The organism is Bacillus cereus group sp. BceL220, from assembly GCF_051776965.1.
GTDB lineage: Bacteria > Bacillota > Bacilli > Bacillales > Bacillaceae_G > Bacillus_A > Bacillus_A cereus.
In genome coordinates this window covers 62,171-78,164 of the sequence record NZ_JBPWBC010000011.1, presented here as the reverse complement: position 1 = coordinate 78,164, position 15,994 = coordinate 62,171, and the positions used below count along the sequence as shown (strand labels likewise).

Here is a 15,994-nt window from a genome sequence, read left to right as displayed (position 1 = left end):
TGAAATATATAAATTTTAGAAAGGAGAGAGTAATGAAAAAAATAGTTGGTATTATCGTTTCCACAGTTATATGTGTGCCGTTTCTTATGGCAAATGTAGTAACGGCTACAAGTACGAATTCAAAAGCGGGTATTACATTTTCGAATAGCTATACACCAAATACATCAACTGATCCGACAAAGATAAATACAAAAAAAGAGACAGTTGATAAAAATAAAAATGGAGATAAATATTTACCGAAAACAGGAGGCCAGACACGGGACTTCAAACAATATATAGGATTGTTTTCGATTGTTTTATCTCTATATGTATTCAAAAGAATTAGGGGAAAGCAAGTGTATTCAAAATAAAAAAAAGATGAAAACAGAGAAAAGGGGAAGGTACATATGAAACTAGCAAAATTAGCATTAATCGGTGCAGTATCATTAACATCAGTTGCAGCAGTAGGAACTTCAGCATTTGCGGAAGAGAAAGCAAATATGAAATCAAAAACAGATGTAACGTTTATTGAAGATACAAGCACAACAGATCCAAACAATCCAGAAAATCCAAATGAAAAAGTTACACCAGAGAACCCTGGTGACCATGAAATAGGAACAAAAGGTCCATTAAGTATTAACTACGTTTCTAACTTACACTTCGGCGAGCAAGTTATCTCTGGTAATGATCAAACGTACTTTGCAAAATTGGATAAAGTGAAACAAGGGAGCAAAACAGTTGAAGTACCTAACTTCGTATCTGTAACAGATAACCGTGGTACAAATGCAGGATGGAAATTGAAAGTAAAGCAAAATGCACAATTTAAAAGTGGTAATAGTGAGTTAACAAATGCAGCTTTAAGCTTAAGTAACCCAGCTGTAAATTCTGTAACTGATGCACAATATGCACCTACAACATTTAAAAATAAAGTAACGCTAGCTCCAGGTGGAGATGCGGTGGAAATTACTACTGCCGCAAAGAATAAAGGTATGGGTGATTGGACGACTGCATTCGGTAAAGGAACAGAACAAGGTAAAAAGAGTGTGAGCTTATTCGTACCAGGTACGACAGCGAAAGAAAAAGGTGCGAAATATTCAGCTGAGTTAACTTGGACTTTAGAAGATACACCAAACTAAGCTTATACAAGATTGAAAATTAAGAATGACTGAATTTTAAAAATGATCATAAAGGGGTATAAAACTATGAAACTAGCAAAAATAGCATTAATTGGAGCGGTAACATTATCATCAGTATCAGTAGGAACGTCTGCATTTGCAGCTGAGAAAGATGGCGGGAAATTAGACTCAAAAGCATTCATTAAATTCGAGAAAAATACAGATAAAATTGATGTTGTTAATCCAGAGAATCCAGATGAAACTGTAGATCCAGTTGATCCAGATAAAAAAGGTACAGATGGTCCACTAAGTATTGATTATGTATCTAACTTCAACTTTAAAACACAAAAAGCATCAGGGAATAACGAAATCTACTTTGCAGAATTAGATAAAGTAAAGAAAAAAGTAGACGGTTCTGTAATTGACGTGCCGAACTACGTTCAAGTAACAGATAATCGTGGTACAAATGCTGGATGGCATTTAACAGTAAAACAAAATGGTCAATTCAAAACTGCAGATGATAAAGCGTTGGATGGCGCGGCATTAACATTAAAAAATTCAGCTTTGAAATCAAATGCAGGTAGCGACGCACCAACAGCAGAACAATCTATCACATTAAATCCAAGTGGTGCAGCATCTGATTTAATCGATGCAAAAGAAAACCAAGGTATGGGTACATGGGTAAATACGTTTGGTAAAGATGCAACAGAAGCGAAACAAAGCGTAGAGTTATCTGTACCAGGTAAAACGAAAAAAGAACAAACACAATACACAACTTCACTAACTTGGGAACTAACAGACGCTCCTATGTAAGTAAGAGGAATTTTAAGATAAAAGAGGAAAATGAGAAGAGATAAGGGAATGGCTTTAACCTTGTCTCTTTCTTGTCTATAAAATGGATATGAAGGGGATTACATAAGAGATGGTAAAAAAACTATTTACTAGCTTACTATTAATTACATTCTTCATGGTAAACGCTTTTTCAGTATATGCAGCTGAAATGAAATTCGCTGTGACAGCAGTTATACCAGAAAATCAAATTGATAAAAATCAAACGTATTTTGATTTGAAAATGCAACCTGGACAAAAGCAAACAATTCAAGTCCAAATGAAAAATGATACGAATAAAGAAGTTGTGGTAGAATCGTTTGCTAATACAGCAATTACGAATAGCAATGGTATTACAGATTATAGTACAGTAGAACCAAAAACGGATTCTACTTTGAAATATCCGTTTTCTAAAATTGCTAAAATGCCAAAAGAAACGAAAGTCCCAGCTAACAGCATAGTGACAGTTGATATAAACCTAGAAATGCCAAATGAGTCGTTTGATGGTGTTATTTTAGGTGGTTTATACTTTAAAGAAAAAGAAGATGAGAATGCAAAGAAAAAAGATGAAGGTGTGCAGATTGAAAATAAATATGCATACGCAATTGGTGTTGTTTTAAAAGAAACAGATGCTGAAGTAAAACCAGACATGAAATTAAACGAAGTAAAGCCAACACAAATTAACGGGCGTAACGTTGTTACTACAAATTTACAAAACGTAAAGCCAGCAATGTTAAAAAATTTAAGTGTTGATGCAAAGGTATATAAAGAAAAAGGTACAGACATTTTATTTGAAGCGAAAAAAGAAAATTTAAGAATGGCGCCAAACTCAAACTTTGATTACGCTATTAGCTGGGAAAACAAAGCATTTGATCCAGGAACGTACCGAGTAGAAGTGAAAGCCACTGATGGCAATCAAAAATGGGAATGGACGAAGAAATTTACAATTGAAGGAAAGACAGCTGATAAGTTAAATGATACAGCGGTAGAAGCGAAAAAAGACTACACACTATATTACATTATCGGCGGAGTACTACTGTTAATTATATTATTAGTTCTTGTATTCTTCTTAGGTAGACGTTCTAAAAAAGAGGACGATAACGAAAAATAATATATTGATAGTGTAAAAAGAAATTAATGGATGTTTTACTACGAAAAATATATAATGGCTTTGTCTGTTATTTGTTGTAGTTCATTTATATTTCTATTTGTTGACCCGAATCTCGGGTCTTTTTTTATGAAATGAATTGCTATATGTTAGTAATTAGAAAAACAGAATATACAGCACTTGCAGTATGAATATAAAGAGCGGTTGTATCCTCTCACAAAAATAGGTTTCCAGCTGTAATACTGGTAGCACCAGTAAAGTCGGTGCTACCAGTAGGTTCATTTTTCGGCACAACGAAAGCATTTACGTAGGTACATGTGCTTTCTCATTTATCTATTTTTCTGTGGTCGGTTGTATTGTGTATATAAATTAAAAAAATGATAGTGTTAGAGCCACCATTTCTCCTGCGGAAGCAAAATAACATCCACATCAAAATTCTCTTTAAACCAATCATACATCAATGTCTCTTTCACTAAATATTCAGAGGCAGAGTGTGACACCCCAATTAGAGACATATTCGTTTCTTTTACATAATCCATAATGAGAGAGTATTTATGTCGGCCGTAATCATTGTCGATATGGCAATGGATTTCTCCTGTAATATATGCTTCAGCACCTTTTTCTTCTGCTTCCTTCATTAAAGATACAACATCGCCACATCCAGCGATAATTGCGATTTTTTTGATGGAATCATGTCGTTTCCCTTCGAAGTCTGTGTAAGGAATCTGGAAGAGTTGTTTTAGATGTTTTTGGAGTGCTTCTGTTGATGTTTCATCTATTTCACAAATAAGGCCAACTGGTTCTTGTTCTGGACCTCCATATGCAAAGTGGTCCACTACAGTAGCGTTTAATGCTTTTGCAATTGAAATACTCGTTCCATGTGTTTGATGAAAATCCATTGGTACGTGACATGTATATATAGAAAGTTGTTTTTCTTTTATTTCTTGCAAATATTTTTCAGGGATTGGTATGAAACCGCGGCCTGATCTTCCAATTGGATCACCGCACTCCATTACAAGGGGATGGTGCATAAAGAGTAAATCACCAGGTGTGGATTGTGAAATGAATGTTTCAAGAATGTCATTTGTAGGGAATACAGCTAAAAATACTTTGTTTACATTTTCAGATCCGTGCATCATAAGGCCGTTAAATAAATCTACAAAATTTGCTTCGAAAAATTGTTGCCAAGGAAATTTGATAGGATCATATACGGCTGGGATAAATCGACTAAAGGCACTATCTTTTCCGTATTTTTCAATTTGGAATAAGTGATCGAGTGATTGCTCTATTTTTTTTAAGGCTGGCATGTTTAATAATCCTCCTTAAGATGATTCTTGCTTTATGAGTTGTTTGTATTCTTCGTAGCAAAATAAGAAGCGGATAGGAAACAAATAAAACCTAGAATCCAGCCAATAGAAGGAGAATAGGGAAGTACATGCTGTAATAGCATTCCGCTAGAAATGAAGAAACTACTAAATAGACCTAATAACATAGGATATCGTTGTAGTTTGAACACAGATAGTAAACATCCTTTCTCCTGCATGAACTACTCATAAAAGCTCGATTGCTGAAACTTTATCACATACATTGTATATTAGTCTTAATTTTCTGTATATAACTTTTAAGAAAAATGGTGATACAATATATGAATGATAAGAGAAGAGAGGATGAAGATTAACATATGTACGTTACTGTAACAGAAGCAGCATATAAAAAGATTATGGATACGATTCCAAGTGAAGCGAAATATATAAAGTTATTTTACGATAATGAGGGTTGCGGTTGTGTCATGAGTGGAATCATCGATTTAGTAGCTGTAGCAGAAAAAGATGAGCGCGATGTGGATATTGAATCAAGCACAATGAATTTTATCGCTGATCGTACAAAGCTTGTATTTATGGACGATAAGTTAACGGTTGATTGGCATGAAGGTGGAGGAACTTTTCAGTTGAAGAGCCCAAGCCAGTTTTATAATCCAAATATGAAATTACACGTTCGAGTATAGTAAAGGAAATGTGAGTCCAAAATGTATTTTGGATTCACATTTTTTTATTTTATAAGGCGCTATTATTGTCGATTTTTGTTGATAAGTCGATATATTGAAAAAATCGCCGATATAATTTCATTTACCAAAACGTCCCAATAGTAAAAAGGTTTTTTCACATAATGAAATGTACATATGATTGAATTTTCTGTATAATCTTCTTTGCGGAGGGGATATGCATGAGAAGATGGGGAATTGAGTTATTAATTTTAAGTGTTGTTATTATTTGGGGGATTAACTATACGATTGCAAAGTATGGATTTTTAGAATTTACAGCAATTGAATTTACTGCACTTCGTATGATGGCGGCGGCACCGCTCCTGTTACTTCTTACCTTTTTTATTGAAAAGTCGGTTTATATGGAGCGAAAGGATATACCTAGATTAATCATTGTTAGCGTTGTAGGTATTGTACTGTATCAAACGTTATTTATGGAAACTGTCAAATATACATCCGCTACAAATGCCTCTTTACTCATTTCTATTTCACCTATTTTTACAACTGTATTTGCGATTTTTCTGAAACAAGAAAATTTTTCTTCTCGAAAGTTAATCGGTTCTATGATTGCTTTTGTTGGTGCAGCATTAGTTTTAGTAGCAGGACATTCACTTACTAGTTCTTTTTATGGCAATGGAATTGGACTTATTACATCAATATGCTGGGGGCTTTATCCTGTTTTAGCAGGACCATTAATTAAAAAATATTCAGCATTACGTGTTACAGCATGGTCTGCATTAGTGGGTGCGATTCCGCTATTATTGTTAAGTGGTCCGCATGTGTTTGTCATGCCATTTCACATTACTCACGGAATGACACTATTTGCTTTACTATATTCTATTTTCTTTGTCACAGTATTTGGTCTAGTAATGTGGTATGTTGGTGTTCAAAAAATTGGGGCGTCACATACGATGGTATATATGTATATAACGCCGCTTGTAGCTGTTTTATTTGCAGCTGTCTGGGCAAATGAATATGTATCGTTTCAACAAATCATCGGTGGAATTATCATTTTTGTCGGTCTATGGTTTGTGAAATCGGAGAAAGTAAAAGTTCATTCTATTGCAGGGGAACCTATATCAAAATAGGAAAACAGATCACCTATGATCTGCTTTCCTATTTTTTTATTTTTGGTAAGAAGATGAGAAATAAGATAGCAGTAATAAGTGGAATTAAGTTTAAAAATGGAATACGGAAGAGTGTAATAAGAATAATACCTGGAAGAAGAACACCGAGGACAGCGTAAAAAATGCTATGGTTTTTCGTGTACCAATACAATGAAAGTCCGATAAGTGCAGGGATAATGAGGTGAATGAGAGCCATTAAAAAATAAATCATTAGACGCCCCCTTTATTTGTGTGCTTATTACATCATATCCGTATGTTCATAGATTGATATCATTTTTTTCATAAATGGACGAAAAAAGTTTGAAAAACCGTCACAAAATATGAGAATATGATGTTTGAAATCTTGTATAATATTATTTTCTAAAAGCATTTAAACAACATAAACATACTGTTTATGTTGTTTTTAATTTGAGTGAAATGGATGTAAGGAATATGGATTTGAAAGAAATTTTTTGTTGGATAGATAAGAACGAATGAAGAGAGGTACAGCATGATTAGTATGTCACTAAGATCATTTAAAATCCAATCGTATTATATACTAGGTATTTTGTTACTAGGTTGGATGTTAACACCGTTTTCAGCACACTTTTTAGGCGCTGGAATTGGGCTTATTGTAAGTATGTATTGCGTTTGGCTTCTAGGGAGAAGAATTGAGAAGCTTGGAGATAGTATTGTAAAGAAGACGAAAGCACCGACACTCGGTATGTTTAACCGTTTTGCAGCTGCCATTTTGGGTGCTATTATTATGTACGAAATTGAGCACCACATGGTTATGTGGGCATTTGCAGTAGGGATTATGGGTGGTTATTTCTTAATCGTTGTGAATTTAGGATACTATAGCATGAAAGATGAGAAAGAACTAACAAAGAGCTAAAAGAGATAAAAAGATAAAAGACTTCTTTTTAGATGGAATAGATGATCCAGCCACGAATAGAAGCGGTCAGGGCCTTTTTTAACCCCATATGATGTGAAACCCGAGAGATGTAGCGAGTAGGGATATAATGTATATATTCGAAGCTGTAATTTTATAATCTAGGTCACAGATGAAGAGATTAGCATTTCACTTTATATAAGATATAGAAAGAAGCTTACGTTTTCACGTAAGCTTCTTTTTTATGTAAGTGTGTGTAACCGTTAAGCCGCATTGGGTTTTGTCGGTGAGTACGCGAAACTTTACGGTTACAAGACACTTATTCATATGAGTAAAGGGTTATTCCAACAGAAAGTTTTAATTTAAGCGATTGGACCGCCTAAGTTAATAATATCTTCAGAAACGCTTTCGAACTTTTTGAAGTTCTCTTTGAATTCATTTGCAAGCTCGATTGCTTTTGCTTTGTAAGCAGCTTTATCAGCCCAAGTTTGTTCAGGCATTAACACTTCGTCAGGTACACCTGGTACGTGAAGTGGAACTTCAAGACCGAAGATATCATGTTTAGCTGTTTCAGTTTTTGCAAGTTCGCCGTTTAATGCTGCTTGAATCATTGCACGAGTATAACCTAAGTTCATACGTTTACCAACGCCGTATTCGCCGCCAGTCCAGCCAGTGTTTACTAGGAATACTTTCGCATCGTGTTTCTCGATTTTTTCACCAAGCATTTCAGCGTAGCGAGATGCATCAAGTGGTAAGAATGGTGAACCGAAGCAAGTTGAGAATGTAGCTTGCGGAGATGTAACGCCGCGCTCTGTTCCTGCTAGTTTACTAGTGTAACCACTTAAGAAATGATACATAGCTTGCTCTTTTGATAACTTACTGATTGGAGGCAATACGCCAGATGCATCAGCAGTTAAGAAAATAATTGTATTTGGGTGTCCAGCAACACTTGGCAGTACGATATTGTCGATCGCATGCATAGGGTATGCAGCACGAGTATTTTCTGTTAAAGTAGTATCGTTGTAGTCTGCGATACGCGTTTGGTCATTAATGATAACGTTTTCTAAAACAGATCCAAATTTGATTGCATCGAAAATTTGTGGTTCTTTCTCGTGAGAAAGATTTACACATTTTGCATAGCAACCACCTTCAATATTGAATACACCGTTATCAGACCAACCGTGCTCATCATCACCGATTAATTTACGGTTTGGATCAGCAGATAATGTTGTTTTACCTGTTCCAGATAAACCGAAGAATAGTGCTACGTCGCCTTCTTCACCTACGTTTGCAGAGCAATGCATAGAAAGGATATCTTGTTCAGGTAATAAGAAGTTCATAATAGAGAAGATTGATTTTTTCATTTCTCCAGCGTATTCTGTACCACCAATTAGTACGATACGTTTTTCGAATGAAACCATAATGAATGCTTCAGAGTTTGTACCGTCAACAGCTGGATCAGCTTTGAAATTCGGTGCAGAAACAATTGTGAACTCTGATTCATGAGTTGTTAATTCTTCTTCAGTTGGACGAATGAATAATTGATGTACAAATAAATTGTGCCATGCATATTCGTTAATAATTTGAATTGGTAGGCGGTAATTGCGGTCAGCGCCTGCAAATCCTTTGAAGACGAATAACTCTTCTTTTTCTTTTAAGTATTCTAAAACTTTAGTATATAATTTATTAAAATGTTCTTCAGAAATCGGTTGGTTCACAGCTCCCCAAGCAATTTTGTCAGCAACCGATGCTTCTTTCACAATAAATTTATCTTTAGGAGAACGTCCTGTATATTTTCCAGTTGAAGCAGAAACGGCACCAGTCGAAGTTAATTTCCCTTCATTTCGCATTAATACTTTTTCCACTAATTGCGGAACACTTAGTTGAATCTGTGCATTGCTTCCGTTCAATAATTCGTGTAAACCAATTTGGACATTCACAGTACTCATATTTATATACCATCCTTTTCATTTAATGAAATATTTCTCGTAATCCCCAACAAGAGTATAACACAATTATATAAATAATGTATACTATTTATTTCTTTTTGTTTGTGTGAATGCATTATTTCCCTATTAATATTTCATTTCAGGCGTATTGAGAAAAACTTTCAGGAAAATGTGAATATTAATTGACAAATGAATATCATTTCTTTAGTATAGGTTGGGACGGATACTCTCTTATCCCGAGCTGGCGGAGGGACAGGCCCGATGAAGCCCAGCAACCTCACTTGTATTGATAAATGCAGGTGAATAGGTGCTAAAACCTGTGCGAGGCTACAGGTCTCGAACGATAAGAGCGAAGGGCAAAAAGCAGTATGCAAGTAGCAAATTAAACCTTTCCTCTATGTAAAGTAGGAAAGGTTTTTCTGTATGCTTGTGTGGGAGAATAAATGTATGTCGCAGTTTGTGGCAAATTAAGGATGAGTTCCGTACAATATATACAATTACTGTAGGGAGGTTTACCACATGACAAAAAAACGTCATCTGTTCACATCTGAGTCTGTAACTGAAGGACATCCAGATAAAATTTGTGACCAAATTTCTGATTCAATTTTAGATGCGATCTTATCAAAAGACGCAAATGCACGTGTAGCTTGTGAAACAACTGTAACAACTGGTTTAGTATTGGTAGCGGGGGAAATTACGACTTCTACTTACGTAGATATTCCAAAAATCGTTCGTGAAACAATTCAAGGCATTGGTTACACACGCGCAAAATACGGATTCGATGCAGAAACTTGTGCTGTTTTAACATCTATCGATGAGCAGTCTGCTGACATCGCTATGGGTGTTGACCAAGCGCTAGAAGCACGCGAAGGTCAAATGACTGACGCTGAGATTGAGGCAATTGGTGCAGGAGACCAAGGTTTAATGTTTGGTTTCGCATGTAATGAAACACAAGAGTTAATGCCACTTCCAATCTCGCTTGCTCACAAATTAGCTCGCCGTTTAACTGAAGTACGTAAAGATGATACATTATCATACTTACGTCCAGATGGAAAAACGCAAGTTACAGTTGAGTATGATGAAAATGGTAAACCAGTACGTGTTGATACTATCGTAATTTCTACACAACATCACCCAGATGTTACATGGGAAGAAATCGATCGCGACTTAAAAGAGCACGTAATTAAAGCTGTAGTACCAGCAGAATTAATGGATGGAGAAACGAAATTCTTCATTAATCCAACTGGCCGCTTCGTAATTGGTGGACCACAAGGTGATGCTGGTTTAACAGGACGTAAAATCATCGTTGATACTTACGGTGGATACGCTCGCCATGGCGGCGGTGCATTCTCTGGTAAAGATGCAACAAAAGTTGACCGTTCTGCAGCATATGCAGCTCGTTATGTTGCGAAAAACATCGTAGCAGCTGGTCTTGCTGACAAAGCAGAAGTACAACTTGCATACGCAATCGGTGTAGCACAACCAGTATCAATTTCAGTTGATACATTCGGCACAGGTAAAGTATCTGAAGACGTACTAGTAGAACTAGTTCGTAACAACTTCGATCTTCGCCCAGCTGGTATTATTAAAATGCTAGACTTACGTCGCCCAATTTACAAACAAACAGCAGCTTACGGCCACTTCGGACGTACTGATGTAGATCTTTCATGGGAACGTACAGACAAAGCTGCAGCTTTAAAAGAGCAAGCTGGTCTATAATATATGAAAAAAAGCTTTGCGCGGTGAGCGCAAAGCTTTTTTTATTTCGTTTTACTTACAATTTGAATGCATGATTTGCAATATACTTCGCCTTCTAGCTCAATATACTTTTTCGTATTAGTCATGCCTTTTCATACGTTTGTATTTCCTTTTTACATGATTTACAAAGGGTGGGTTTCTACTGGAACATATGCAATCAACCTTTCATTTGACGTGCTTTACCTGCGCAAAAGGCACTGCTTAGTAAAAATAGTGTCGCGAATATAATGCTTACTAATGTAGCGTATGGAATTGCACCTTTTAAGGAAAAGCCGACAGTGATTGAAGCGATGAATAAGAGGATGAATGTTGTTGTTAATTTTTTATAAAGTTCCATACTATGTAGACCTCCAATTTATTTTTTAGTACAAGTTTTAAAATTGAATTCTATTATGTAGAAAATATAAAGAGTAGCTAAAGATGTGTAGTCTAGGAGTATAAGAAAGTGCACTTTCCTTTTTGTGGGTTAGTATACTTATATTGTATCATGGCGCATTATTGGCTTCATACATAATTGTGTAAAGATATGTATGATAAAATGAAGAAAAGTCTTTAAGAAAGGAAAGATAAAAAATGAGTGTAACTGAACATAAAAAACAAGCTCCAAAAGAAGTGCGTTGCAAGATTGTTACGATTTCCGATACACGTACGGAAGAAACGGATAAGAGCGGACAACTATTACATGAATTGTTAAAAGAAGCGGGCCATACAGTAACCTCTTATGAAATTGTAAAAGATGATAAAGAAAGTATTCAGCAAGCAGTGTTAGCTGGTTATCATAAGGAAGATGTAGATGTTGTATTAACAAATGGCGGTACTGGTATTACGAAGCGTGATGTAACAATTGAAGCAGTGTCAGCTCTATTAGATAAAGAGATTGTCGGATTTGGTGAGCTGTTCCGCATGATTAGTTATTTAGAAGATATCGGAAGCAGCGCAATGTTAAGTAGAGCGATTGGCGGTACAATTGGACGCAAAGTAGTTTTCTCGATGCCAGGGTCGAGCGGAGCGGTTCGTCTTGCGATGAATAAATTAATTTTACCGGAATTAGGCCATATTACATTTGAGCTGCATCGCCAATGAGTAAGTGGGTTGGAATTGTATTAGCGGGCGGTATGTCGAGTAGATTCGGTGAGCCAAAAGCGTTAGCGAGCTGGCAAGATAGTACTTTTATTGAGCATATTTTGAAAGAGATGACGAGTGTGCTCCAAGAAGTTGTAGTCATCAGTCATTCTGATATAAAAGAGCGAGTAGAGCAATTCGTACAAGTTCCTGTTATAGAAGATATTCCGCACTATAAAGGAAATGGGCCGCTTGCCGGCATTGTATCAGGAATGGAATACATAGAAGCAGATTGGTACGCTATTATGCCTTGCGATGCGCCAAATGTTTCGCATGAATGGTTTACCATTTTACTGGAGCAAACGAGCAATGAATATGATGCGGTTGTACCTATTATTAATGGAAGAAAACAGCCGCTACTTGCAGCGTATCATAACCGCGTGAAAGAAAAGATTTATGCTTTACTTCAGGAAGAAAAAAGAAGTATGGGGCAGCTTTTATCACAATGTAATGTGAAGTATGTTTCTGGAGAAGATGTACAAGTGAATGCGGGTTGGTTTATAAATGTAAATACGAAAGAAGAATATGTGCAGGCTCAAAAAGACTTTTCAAATGAATGAAAGGTTTTTTTGATATACAGAATTGGGGAACAATTGCTGTATAAAGGTATGTGAGTAAGTTGATTTTAAGGGGAATTCTTAAAATCATTATACAGCAAAAACACTGTATAACCATATATTAATTTTTATGGGTTTTTATTACAAGTCTGTTTAGTTATGTTTATTTTTGCTATAATGAATATGGAAATAAATGATATTTCACCTTATGTATCATTCATTCAACTAAAATTTACAAGTGTGTAATAAACTCCCTTCGTTTTTTGAAGGGAGTTTTTCTGTTCAAGCAAGTAACTCTGATGTGGTATGTTGAAGGACTTCTTCATACTGGTTAAGTAAGCCGCGAAAGATCTCATCCCAGCTTTTTGATTTCGCAAAAGATGAAGCTGCTATTCCCATTTGCTCAAGTTTTTCTTCATTTTGCAATAAAGAATAAATGGATGATAGAAATGCATCCTCATTTTTAGGGGGACAAAGAATTCCCGTTTTTCCATCTGTAATAATATTTTTAACCCCGCCACTATTTGCACCAATAACAGGTGTGCCACATGCGAGTGATTCAAGTACGACATTTCCGAATGTTTCAGTAGCTGATGGAAATACCATTATGTTAGAACAAGCATATGCTTCAGCTAAATCCCCGCCTTGTAAATAGCCAGTAAAAGTGACATTTGTTTGCGGAACAGCTTCACGCAAATTTGTTGCTAGAGGGCCGTCTCCTGCGATGAGCCAATGAATGTCGTTTCGAGTATGCGATGTTTTAACGATAAGGTTTTGCAACGTATCAATATCTTTTTCAGGAGCAATTCGTCCTACATAGGAAAGAACATACTTCGCTGTAATATTATATTTTTTTCGGAATAGGTCTGTATTGTAAGCTGGATGAAAGAGTGTGCAATCTACACCACGTCCCCAAATGGAGAGGGCCTGAAAGCCTTTATTTTTTAATTGATGTAATGTTTCAGGGGAGGGAACGAAATTTTTTTGCATATGACTATGAAACCATTTTAAATAGTTCCAAAGCATATTGGAGAGAAATTCAATTTTGTAATAGCGTAAATACGCATCGAAATCAGTATGATAAGAACCGACAACTGGGATGTTTAATTTTTTTGCGTAATACAGTCCACAAAGTCCCATGTTGAAAGGTGTGGCAATGTGAATAATGTCAGGTTTAAAGGAATGAAGTTCCCGTTTAATACGCGGAGTAGGAAAAGAAAAGCGACATTCTGGATATAATATTGTTAACGGGATACTTCTCATCTTGTTCACATTAGCCACGAAATTATCTTCAGCTGTATGTTGAGGGGCGAAAACAGAATAGGCGATCTGTTCTTTCTGAAAGTAACTTGTTAATCGTTCTAACGTTTTCGCAACCCCGTTAACTTGTGGCGTAAAAGTATCGGTAAAAATGGCGACTCTCATCATATCACTCCTTTATGTGAAAAGTGGGATGAATTGATAAAAAGAGATGATGCCAGAGCAAGTGCCAAGGCACATGCCGACGAATACATCTGACGGATAGTGAAGCCCTAAATAAATACGAGAAATACCGACGCATAATGCTAACGGTAATAGGAAAGCAAGTAAGCTTGGATTATAGCAAATAAATGGAATGAAGACAGAGAAAACGGCTGTTGTATGACCAGACGGGAAAGAGTGGTCTTTTAATGGATGGACTGGATATTTCGCATCCTGAATTGTTAAATACGGACGTTTTCGTGGATACCACCTTTTTAATATTTGTACAGGAATATGGCTAATTGCTAAAGAAATAGCAGCAGCGATTGCCGCTTGGTGTAAAGTCCCTTTTGCAAAAATTAAAAAGAAAAGTGTAAGTGCAATGGAGAAAGTAGCACCACCGATATGGGTAATATTGCTGAAAAAGATATTTAATGTTTTTTGATCAAAGTAGCGATTAATTCCTTTAAAAATGTAACATTCTATTTTATATAATCCACTGACCTTCATGAAAATTCTCCTCCCTCGTTTACATATATATGGAGATATTAGCTTTTATTTTAATAAGATTTTGTTGAGGGAGTAATAATGTTTTGTAAAGAAAAAGTTAGTTTTTATATAAAAAAAGCTGCCAGTATTATGGCAGCAGTAAAATCATTTTTGTAGTGATTTATAATATTGACCTTTTTCAACATACTGCGTACGAATACGCTCCATATCTTTACGGTCTTCTTCTGTTAATTCACGAATGACTTTCGCGGGGCGACCGAAAGCTAACGTGTTTGGTGGAATTTTCTTTCCTTGTGAAACGAGGCTTCCAGCGCCGATAAAAGCTCCTTCGCCGATTTCAGCACCATCTAATATAATGGATCCCATTCCAATTAAAGCATCTTTTTTAATATGACAGCTATGTAAAATAACTTGATGCCCAACTGTAACATCATCTTCTAAAATAAGAGGATACTGAGGGCTTTGGTGGAGGGTGCATTGGTCTTGTACATTTACTCGGTCTCCAATGATTGTTGGTGACACATCACCACGGATGACCGTATTAAACCAAATACTTGATTCCTCTCCAACGGAAACATCGCCTGTAATCGTAACATAGTCAGCGATAAAAGCACTACTCGCAATTTTCGGATTTTTTTCTTTGTAAGGATATATCATGTAAAGTCTTCCTTTCCTAGAGACTAGTTTTAGTGTATCAAATTATGAGAAAGAGTGAAATGGAGGAGGTCCGTATGTGGAATTATGAAGCAGAGGAAGCGAAAGCTGTCATTGTTATTGTGCACGGCGCAATGGAATATCACGGACGTTACGAAGCCGTTGCGGAAATGTGGAATCATATCGGCTACCACGTCGTGATGGGGGACCTTCCGTCACATGGAACGACTTCAAGAAATAGAGGACATATTGATTCATTTGATGAATACATAGAGGAAGTTAAATTATGGGTGAAAGAAGCAAGAAAGTATAGGTTACCTATTTTTTTATTCGGTCATAGTATGGGTGGTCTTATTGTCATTCGTATGATGCAAGAAACGAAGAGAGAAGATGTCGAGGGTATTATTTTGAGTTCGCCTTGTTTAGGGGTAGTGACTGGACCCTCTGCTCCGCTTCAATTTGCTTCAAAAATATTAAATGTTGTGGCTCCAAAATTGCAATTTGCAACGAATCTTACGGTGGAAATGTCAACACGTAACCATGAAGTGAGAGATGCAATGGAGAATGATTCTTTGTTCTTGCGCAAAGTATCAGTACGTTGGTATAGTGAATTGATTAAGTCTATCGAAATTGCTCATAAAAAAATAGATGATTTTCCAGATGTTCCGCTCTTGCTAATGCAAGCTTGTGAGGATAAACTTGTAGATAAAACACGTGTCCGCACTTGGTTTGATAATGTTAAAATAAGTGATAAGGCTTTTAAAGAATGGCCGAATTGTTATCACGAGTTATTAAATGAGTATGAGCGTGATGAAATTTTGAGTTATATTCAGTCATTTACTGAAATACATGTCAATAATATAGTAAAAACAAACAAATAAATCATTATTTGTACATTTAATAGAGGAGATGAA

General features: G+C 36.0%; 19 protein-coding genes and 1 riboswitch. Of the genes, 11 read left to right on the top strand and 8 right to left on the bottom strand.

Features of this window, described 5'->3' with window-relative positions; translation table 11 throughout:
• Nucleotides 1-32 precede the first annotated feature (32 nt).
• The 4 genes from ACS2FK_RS23300 to ACS2FK_RS23285 all read left to right on the top strand — a co-directional run bounded on the left by ACS2FK_RS23300 (nucleotide 33) and on the right by ACS2FK_RS23285 (nucleotide 3,033).
• A complete protein-coding gene (locus ACS2FK_RS23300) occupies nucleotides 33-350 on the top strand; it encodes a hypothetical protein (protein ID WP_000724871.1) in 318 nt (105 codons plus the stop codon).
• Nucleotides 351-386: 36 nt separating this feature from the next.
• Nucleotides 387-1,115 (top strand): WxL domain-containing protein, encoded by a 729-nt coding sequence (locus ACS2FK_RS23295; protein WP_000761531.1) that lies wholly within the window; start codon nucleotides 387-389, stop codon nucleotides 1,113-1,115.
• Nucleotides 1,116-1,181: 66 nt separating this feature from the next.
• On the top strand, nucleotides 1,182-1,907 hold the full coding sequence (locus ACS2FK_RS23290) for a WxL domain-containing protein (RefSeq protein ID WP_000761506.1): 726 nt from the start codon (nucleotides 1,182-1,184) through the stop codon (nucleotides 1,905-1,907).
• Between the two features lie 109 nt (nucleotides 1,908-2,016).
• Nucleotides 2,017-3,033, top strand: coding sequence for a DUF916 and DUF3324 domain-containing protein (locus ACS2FK_RS23285; protein ID WP_023523218.1), 1,017 nt, complete (start codon nucleotides 2,017-2,019; stop codon nucleotides 3,031-3,033).
• Nucleotides 3,034-3,416: 383 nt separating this feature from the next.
• On the opposite strand, the gene ACS2FK_RS23280 is transcribed toward ACS2FK_RS23285, so the two are convergent.
• Nucleotides 3,417-4,337 carry a Nif3-like dinuclear metal center hexameric protein gene (locus ACS2FK_RS23280; protein ID WP_063548851.1) on the bottom strand — a complete coding sequence of 307 codons (921 nt, stop codon included), beginning with the start codon at nucleotides 4,335-4,337 and terminating at the stop codon, nucleotides 3,417-3,419.
• Between the two features lie 32 nt (nucleotides 4,338-4,369).
• Complete coding sequence (locus ACS2FK_RS23275; RefSeq protein ID WP_015406513.1) at nucleotides 4,370-4,546, bottom strand: hypothetical protein; 177 nt, start codon at nucleotides 4,544-4,546, stop codon at nucleotides 4,370-4,372.
• A 165-nt stretch (nucleotides 4,547-4,711) separates the two neighbouring features.
• Here ACS2FK_RS23275 and ACS2FK_RS23270 point away from each other — a divergent pair, with 165 nt between their 5' ends.
• Together ACS2FK_RS23270 and ACS2FK_RS23265 are read left to right on the top strand one after the other, a co-directional pair.
• The gene (locus ACS2FK_RS23270) at nucleotides 4,712-5,035 is read left to right on the top strand and encodes an iron-sulfur cluster biosynthesis family protein (RefSeq protein ID WP_000289570.1); all 324 of its coding nucleotides are present in this window, start codon (nucleotides 4,712-4,714) and stop codon (nucleotides 5,033-5,035) included.
• Between the two features lie 218 nt (nucleotides 5,036-5,253).
• On the top strand, nucleotides 5,254-6,159 hold the full coding sequence (locus ACS2FK_RS23265; RefSeq protein WP_001255404.1) for a DMT family transporter: 906 nt from the start codon (nucleotides 5,254-5,256) through the stop codon (nucleotides 6,157-6,159).
• A 28-nt stretch (nucleotides 6,160-6,187) separates the two neighbouring features.
• On the opposite strand, the gene ACS2FK_RS23260 is transcribed toward ACS2FK_RS23265, so the two are convergent.
• Nucleotides 6,188-6,409 (bottom strand): hypothetical protein, encoded by a 222-nt coding sequence (locus ACS2FK_RS23260; protein WP_000639042.1) that lies wholly within the window; start codon nucleotides 6,407-6,409, stop codon nucleotides 6,188-6,190.
• Between the two features lie 279 nt (nucleotides 6,410-6,688).
• Here ACS2FK_RS23260 and ACS2FK_RS23255 point away from each other — a divergent pair, with 279 nt between their 5' ends.
• Nucleotides 6,689-7,072, top strand: coding sequence for an ATP synthase subunit I (locus ACS2FK_RS23255; RefSeq protein WP_000624926.1), 384 nt, complete (start codon nucleotides 6,689-6,691; stop codon nucleotides 7,070-7,072).
• Between the two features lie 359 nt (nucleotides 7,073-7,431).
• Here the strand turns inward: ACS2FK_RS23255 and pckA are convergent, their stop codons facing one another.
• Nucleotides 7,432-9,018, bottom strand: a complete 1,587-nt coding sequence (gene pckA, locus ACS2FK_RS23250; RefSeq protein ID WP_063548849.1) for a phosphoenolpyruvate carboxykinase (ATP) — start codon at nucleotides 9,016-9,018, stop codon at nucleotides 7,432-7,434.
• 228 nt (nucleotides 9,019-9,246) lie between these two features.
• A riboswitch (SAM riboswitch) is annotated at nucleotides 9,247-9,368 on the top strand.
• A 169-nt stretch (nucleotides 9,369-9,537) separates the two neighbouring features.
• Here pckA and metK point away from each other — a divergent pair.
• Nucleotides 9,538-10,737 (top strand): methionine adenosyltransferase, encoded by a 1,200-nt coding sequence (metK, locus tag ACS2FK_RS23245; protein WP_000163117.1) that lies wholly within the window; start codon nucleotides 9,538-9,540, stop codon nucleotides 10,735-10,737.
• A 196-nt stretch (nucleotides 10,738-10,933) separates the two neighbouring features.
• On the opposite strand, the gene ACS2FK_RS23240 is transcribed toward metK, so the two are convergent.
• Complete coding sequence (locus ACS2FK_RS23240) at nucleotides 10,934-11,113, bottom strand: hypothetical protein (protein WP_000424797.1); 180 nt, start codon at nucleotides 11,111-11,113, stop codon at nucleotides 10,934-10,936.
• A 236-nt stretch (nucleotides 11,114-11,349) separates the two neighbouring features.
• Here ACS2FK_RS23240 and ACS2FK_RS23235 point away from each other — a divergent pair, with 236 nt between their 5' ends.
• Nucleotides 11,350-11,859: a MogA/MoaB family molybdenum cofactor biosynthesis protein gene (locus ACS2FK_RS23235; RefSeq protein WP_000117130.1), complete on the top strand. Its 510-nt coding sequence runs from the start codon at nucleotides 11,350-11,352 to the stop codon at nucleotides 11,857-11,859.
• Entirely contained in the window at nucleotides 11,856-12,458 is a 603-nt protein-coding gene (locus ACS2FK_RS23230) for a molybdenum cofactor guanylyltransferase (protein ID WP_063548847.1), read from the top strand. The genes ACS2FK_RS23235 and ACS2FK_RS23230 overlap by 4 nt, the downstream gene beginning before the upstream one ends.
• 279 nt (nucleotides 12,459-12,737) lie before the next feature.
• On the opposite strand, the gene ACS2FK_RS23225 is transcribed toward ACS2FK_RS23230, so the two are convergent.
• The 3 genes from ACS2FK_RS23225 to ACS2FK_RS23215 form a co-directional block, all read right to left on the bottom strand.
• Entirely contained in the window at nucleotides 12,738-13,880 is a 1,143-nt protein-coding gene (locus tag ACS2FK_RS23225) for a glycosyltransferase family 4 protein (RefSeq protein WP_063548845.1), read from the bottom strand.
• 12 nt (nucleotides 13,881-13,892) lie between these two features.
• Nucleotides 13,893-14,426, bottom strand: coding sequence for a phosphatase PAP2 family protein (locus ACS2FK_RS23220; RefSeq protein WP_000868578.1), 534 nt, complete (start codon nucleotides 14,424-14,426; stop codon nucleotides 13,893-13,895).
• A 144-nt stretch (nucleotides 14,427-14,570) separates the two neighbouring features.
• Nucleotides 14,571-15,083, bottom strand: coding sequence for a gamma carbonic anhydrase (locus ACS2FK_RS23215; RefSeq protein ID WP_000640208.1), 513 nt, complete (start codon nucleotides 15,081-15,083; stop codon nucleotides 14,571-14,573).
• A 74-nt stretch (nucleotides 15,084-15,157) separates the two neighbouring features.
• Here ACS2FK_RS23215 and ACS2FK_RS23210 point away from each other — a divergent pair, with 74 nt between their 5' ends.
• Entirely contained in the window at nucleotides 15,158-15,961 is an 804-nt protein-coding gene (locus ACS2FK_RS23210) for an alpha/beta hydrolase (RefSeq protein ID WP_063548843.1), read from the top strand.
• The last annotated feature ends 33 nt before the right edge of the window (nucleotides 15,962-15,994 follow it).

Excerpts from the sequence above, each read along its gene's own strand:
- ACS2FK_RS23300 (WP_000724871.1), top strand. The coding sequence starts at position 33 with ATGAAAAAAATAGTTGGTATTATCGTTTCCACAGTTATATGTGTGCCG.
- metK (WP_000163117.1), top strand. The coding sequence starts at position 9,538 with ATGACAAAAAAACGTCATCTGTTCACATCTGAGTCTGTAACTGAAGGA.
- pckA (WP_063548849.1), bottom strand. The coding sequence starts at position 9,018 with ATGAGTACTGTGAATGTCCAAATTGGTTTACACGAATTATTGAACGGA.
- ACS2FK_RS23235 (WP_000117130.1), top strand. The coding sequence starts at position 11,350 with ATGAGTGTAACTGAACATAAAAAACAAGCTCCAAAAGAAGTGCGTTGC.
- ACS2FK_RS23255 (WP_000624926.1), top strand. The coding sequence starts at position 6,689 with ATGATTAGTATGTCACTAAGATCATTTAAAATCCAATCGTATTATATA.
- ACS2FK_RS23270 (WP_000289570.1), top strand. The coding sequence starts at position 4,712 with ATGTACGTTACTGTAACAGAAGCAGCATATAAAAAGATTATGGATACG.
- ACS2FK_RS23210 (WP_063548843.1), top strand. The coding sequence starts at position 15,158 with ATGTGGAATTATGAAGCAGAGGAAGCGAAAGCTGTCATTGTTATTGTG.
- ACS2FK_RS23265 (WP_001255404.1), top strand. The coding sequence starts at position 5,254 with ATGAGAAGATGGGGAATTGAGTTATTAATTTTAAGTGTTGTTATTATT.
- ACS2FK_RS23290 (WP_000761506.1), top strand. The coding sequence starts at position 1,182 with ATGAAACTAGCAAAAATAGCATTAATTGGAGCGGTAACATTATCATCA.
- ACS2FK_RS23220 (WP_000868578.1), bottom strand. The coding sequence starts at position 14,426 with ATGAAGGTCAGTGGATTATATAAAATAGAATGTTACATTTTTAAAGGA.
- ACS2FK_RS23285 (WP_023523218.1), top strand. The coding sequence starts at position 2,017 with ATGGTAAAAAAACTATTTACTAGCTTACTATTAATTACATTCTTCATG.
- ACS2FK_RS23230 (WP_063548847.1), top strand. The coding sequence starts at position 11,856 with ATGAGTAAGTGGGTTGGAATTGTATTAGCGGGCGGTATGTCGAGTAGA.
- ACS2FK_RS23295 (WP_000761531.1), top strand. The coding sequence starts at position 387 with ATGAAACTAGCAAAATTAGCATTAATCGGTGCAGTATCATTAACATCA.
- ACS2FK_RS23225 (WP_063548845.1), bottom strand. The coding sequence starts at position 13,880 with ATGAGAGTCGCCATTTTTACCGATACTTTTACGCCACAAGTTAACGGG.
- ACS2FK_RS23215 (WP_000640208.1), bottom strand. The coding sequence starts at position 15,083 with ATGATATATCCTTACAAAGAAAAAAATCCGAAAATTGCGAGTAGTGCT.
- ACS2FK_RS23280 (WP_063548851.1), bottom strand. The coding sequence starts at position 4,337 with ATGCCAGCCTTAAAAAAAATAGAGCAATCACTCGATCACTTATTCCAA.
- ACS2FK_RS23260 (WP_000639042.1), bottom strand. The coding sequence starts at position 6,409 with ATGATTTATTTTTTAATGGCTCTCATTCACCTCATTATCCCTGCACTT.
- ACS2FK_RS23240 (WP_000424797.1), bottom strand. The coding sequence starts at position 11,113 with ATGGAACTTTATAAAAAATTAACAACAACATTCATCCTCTTATTCATC.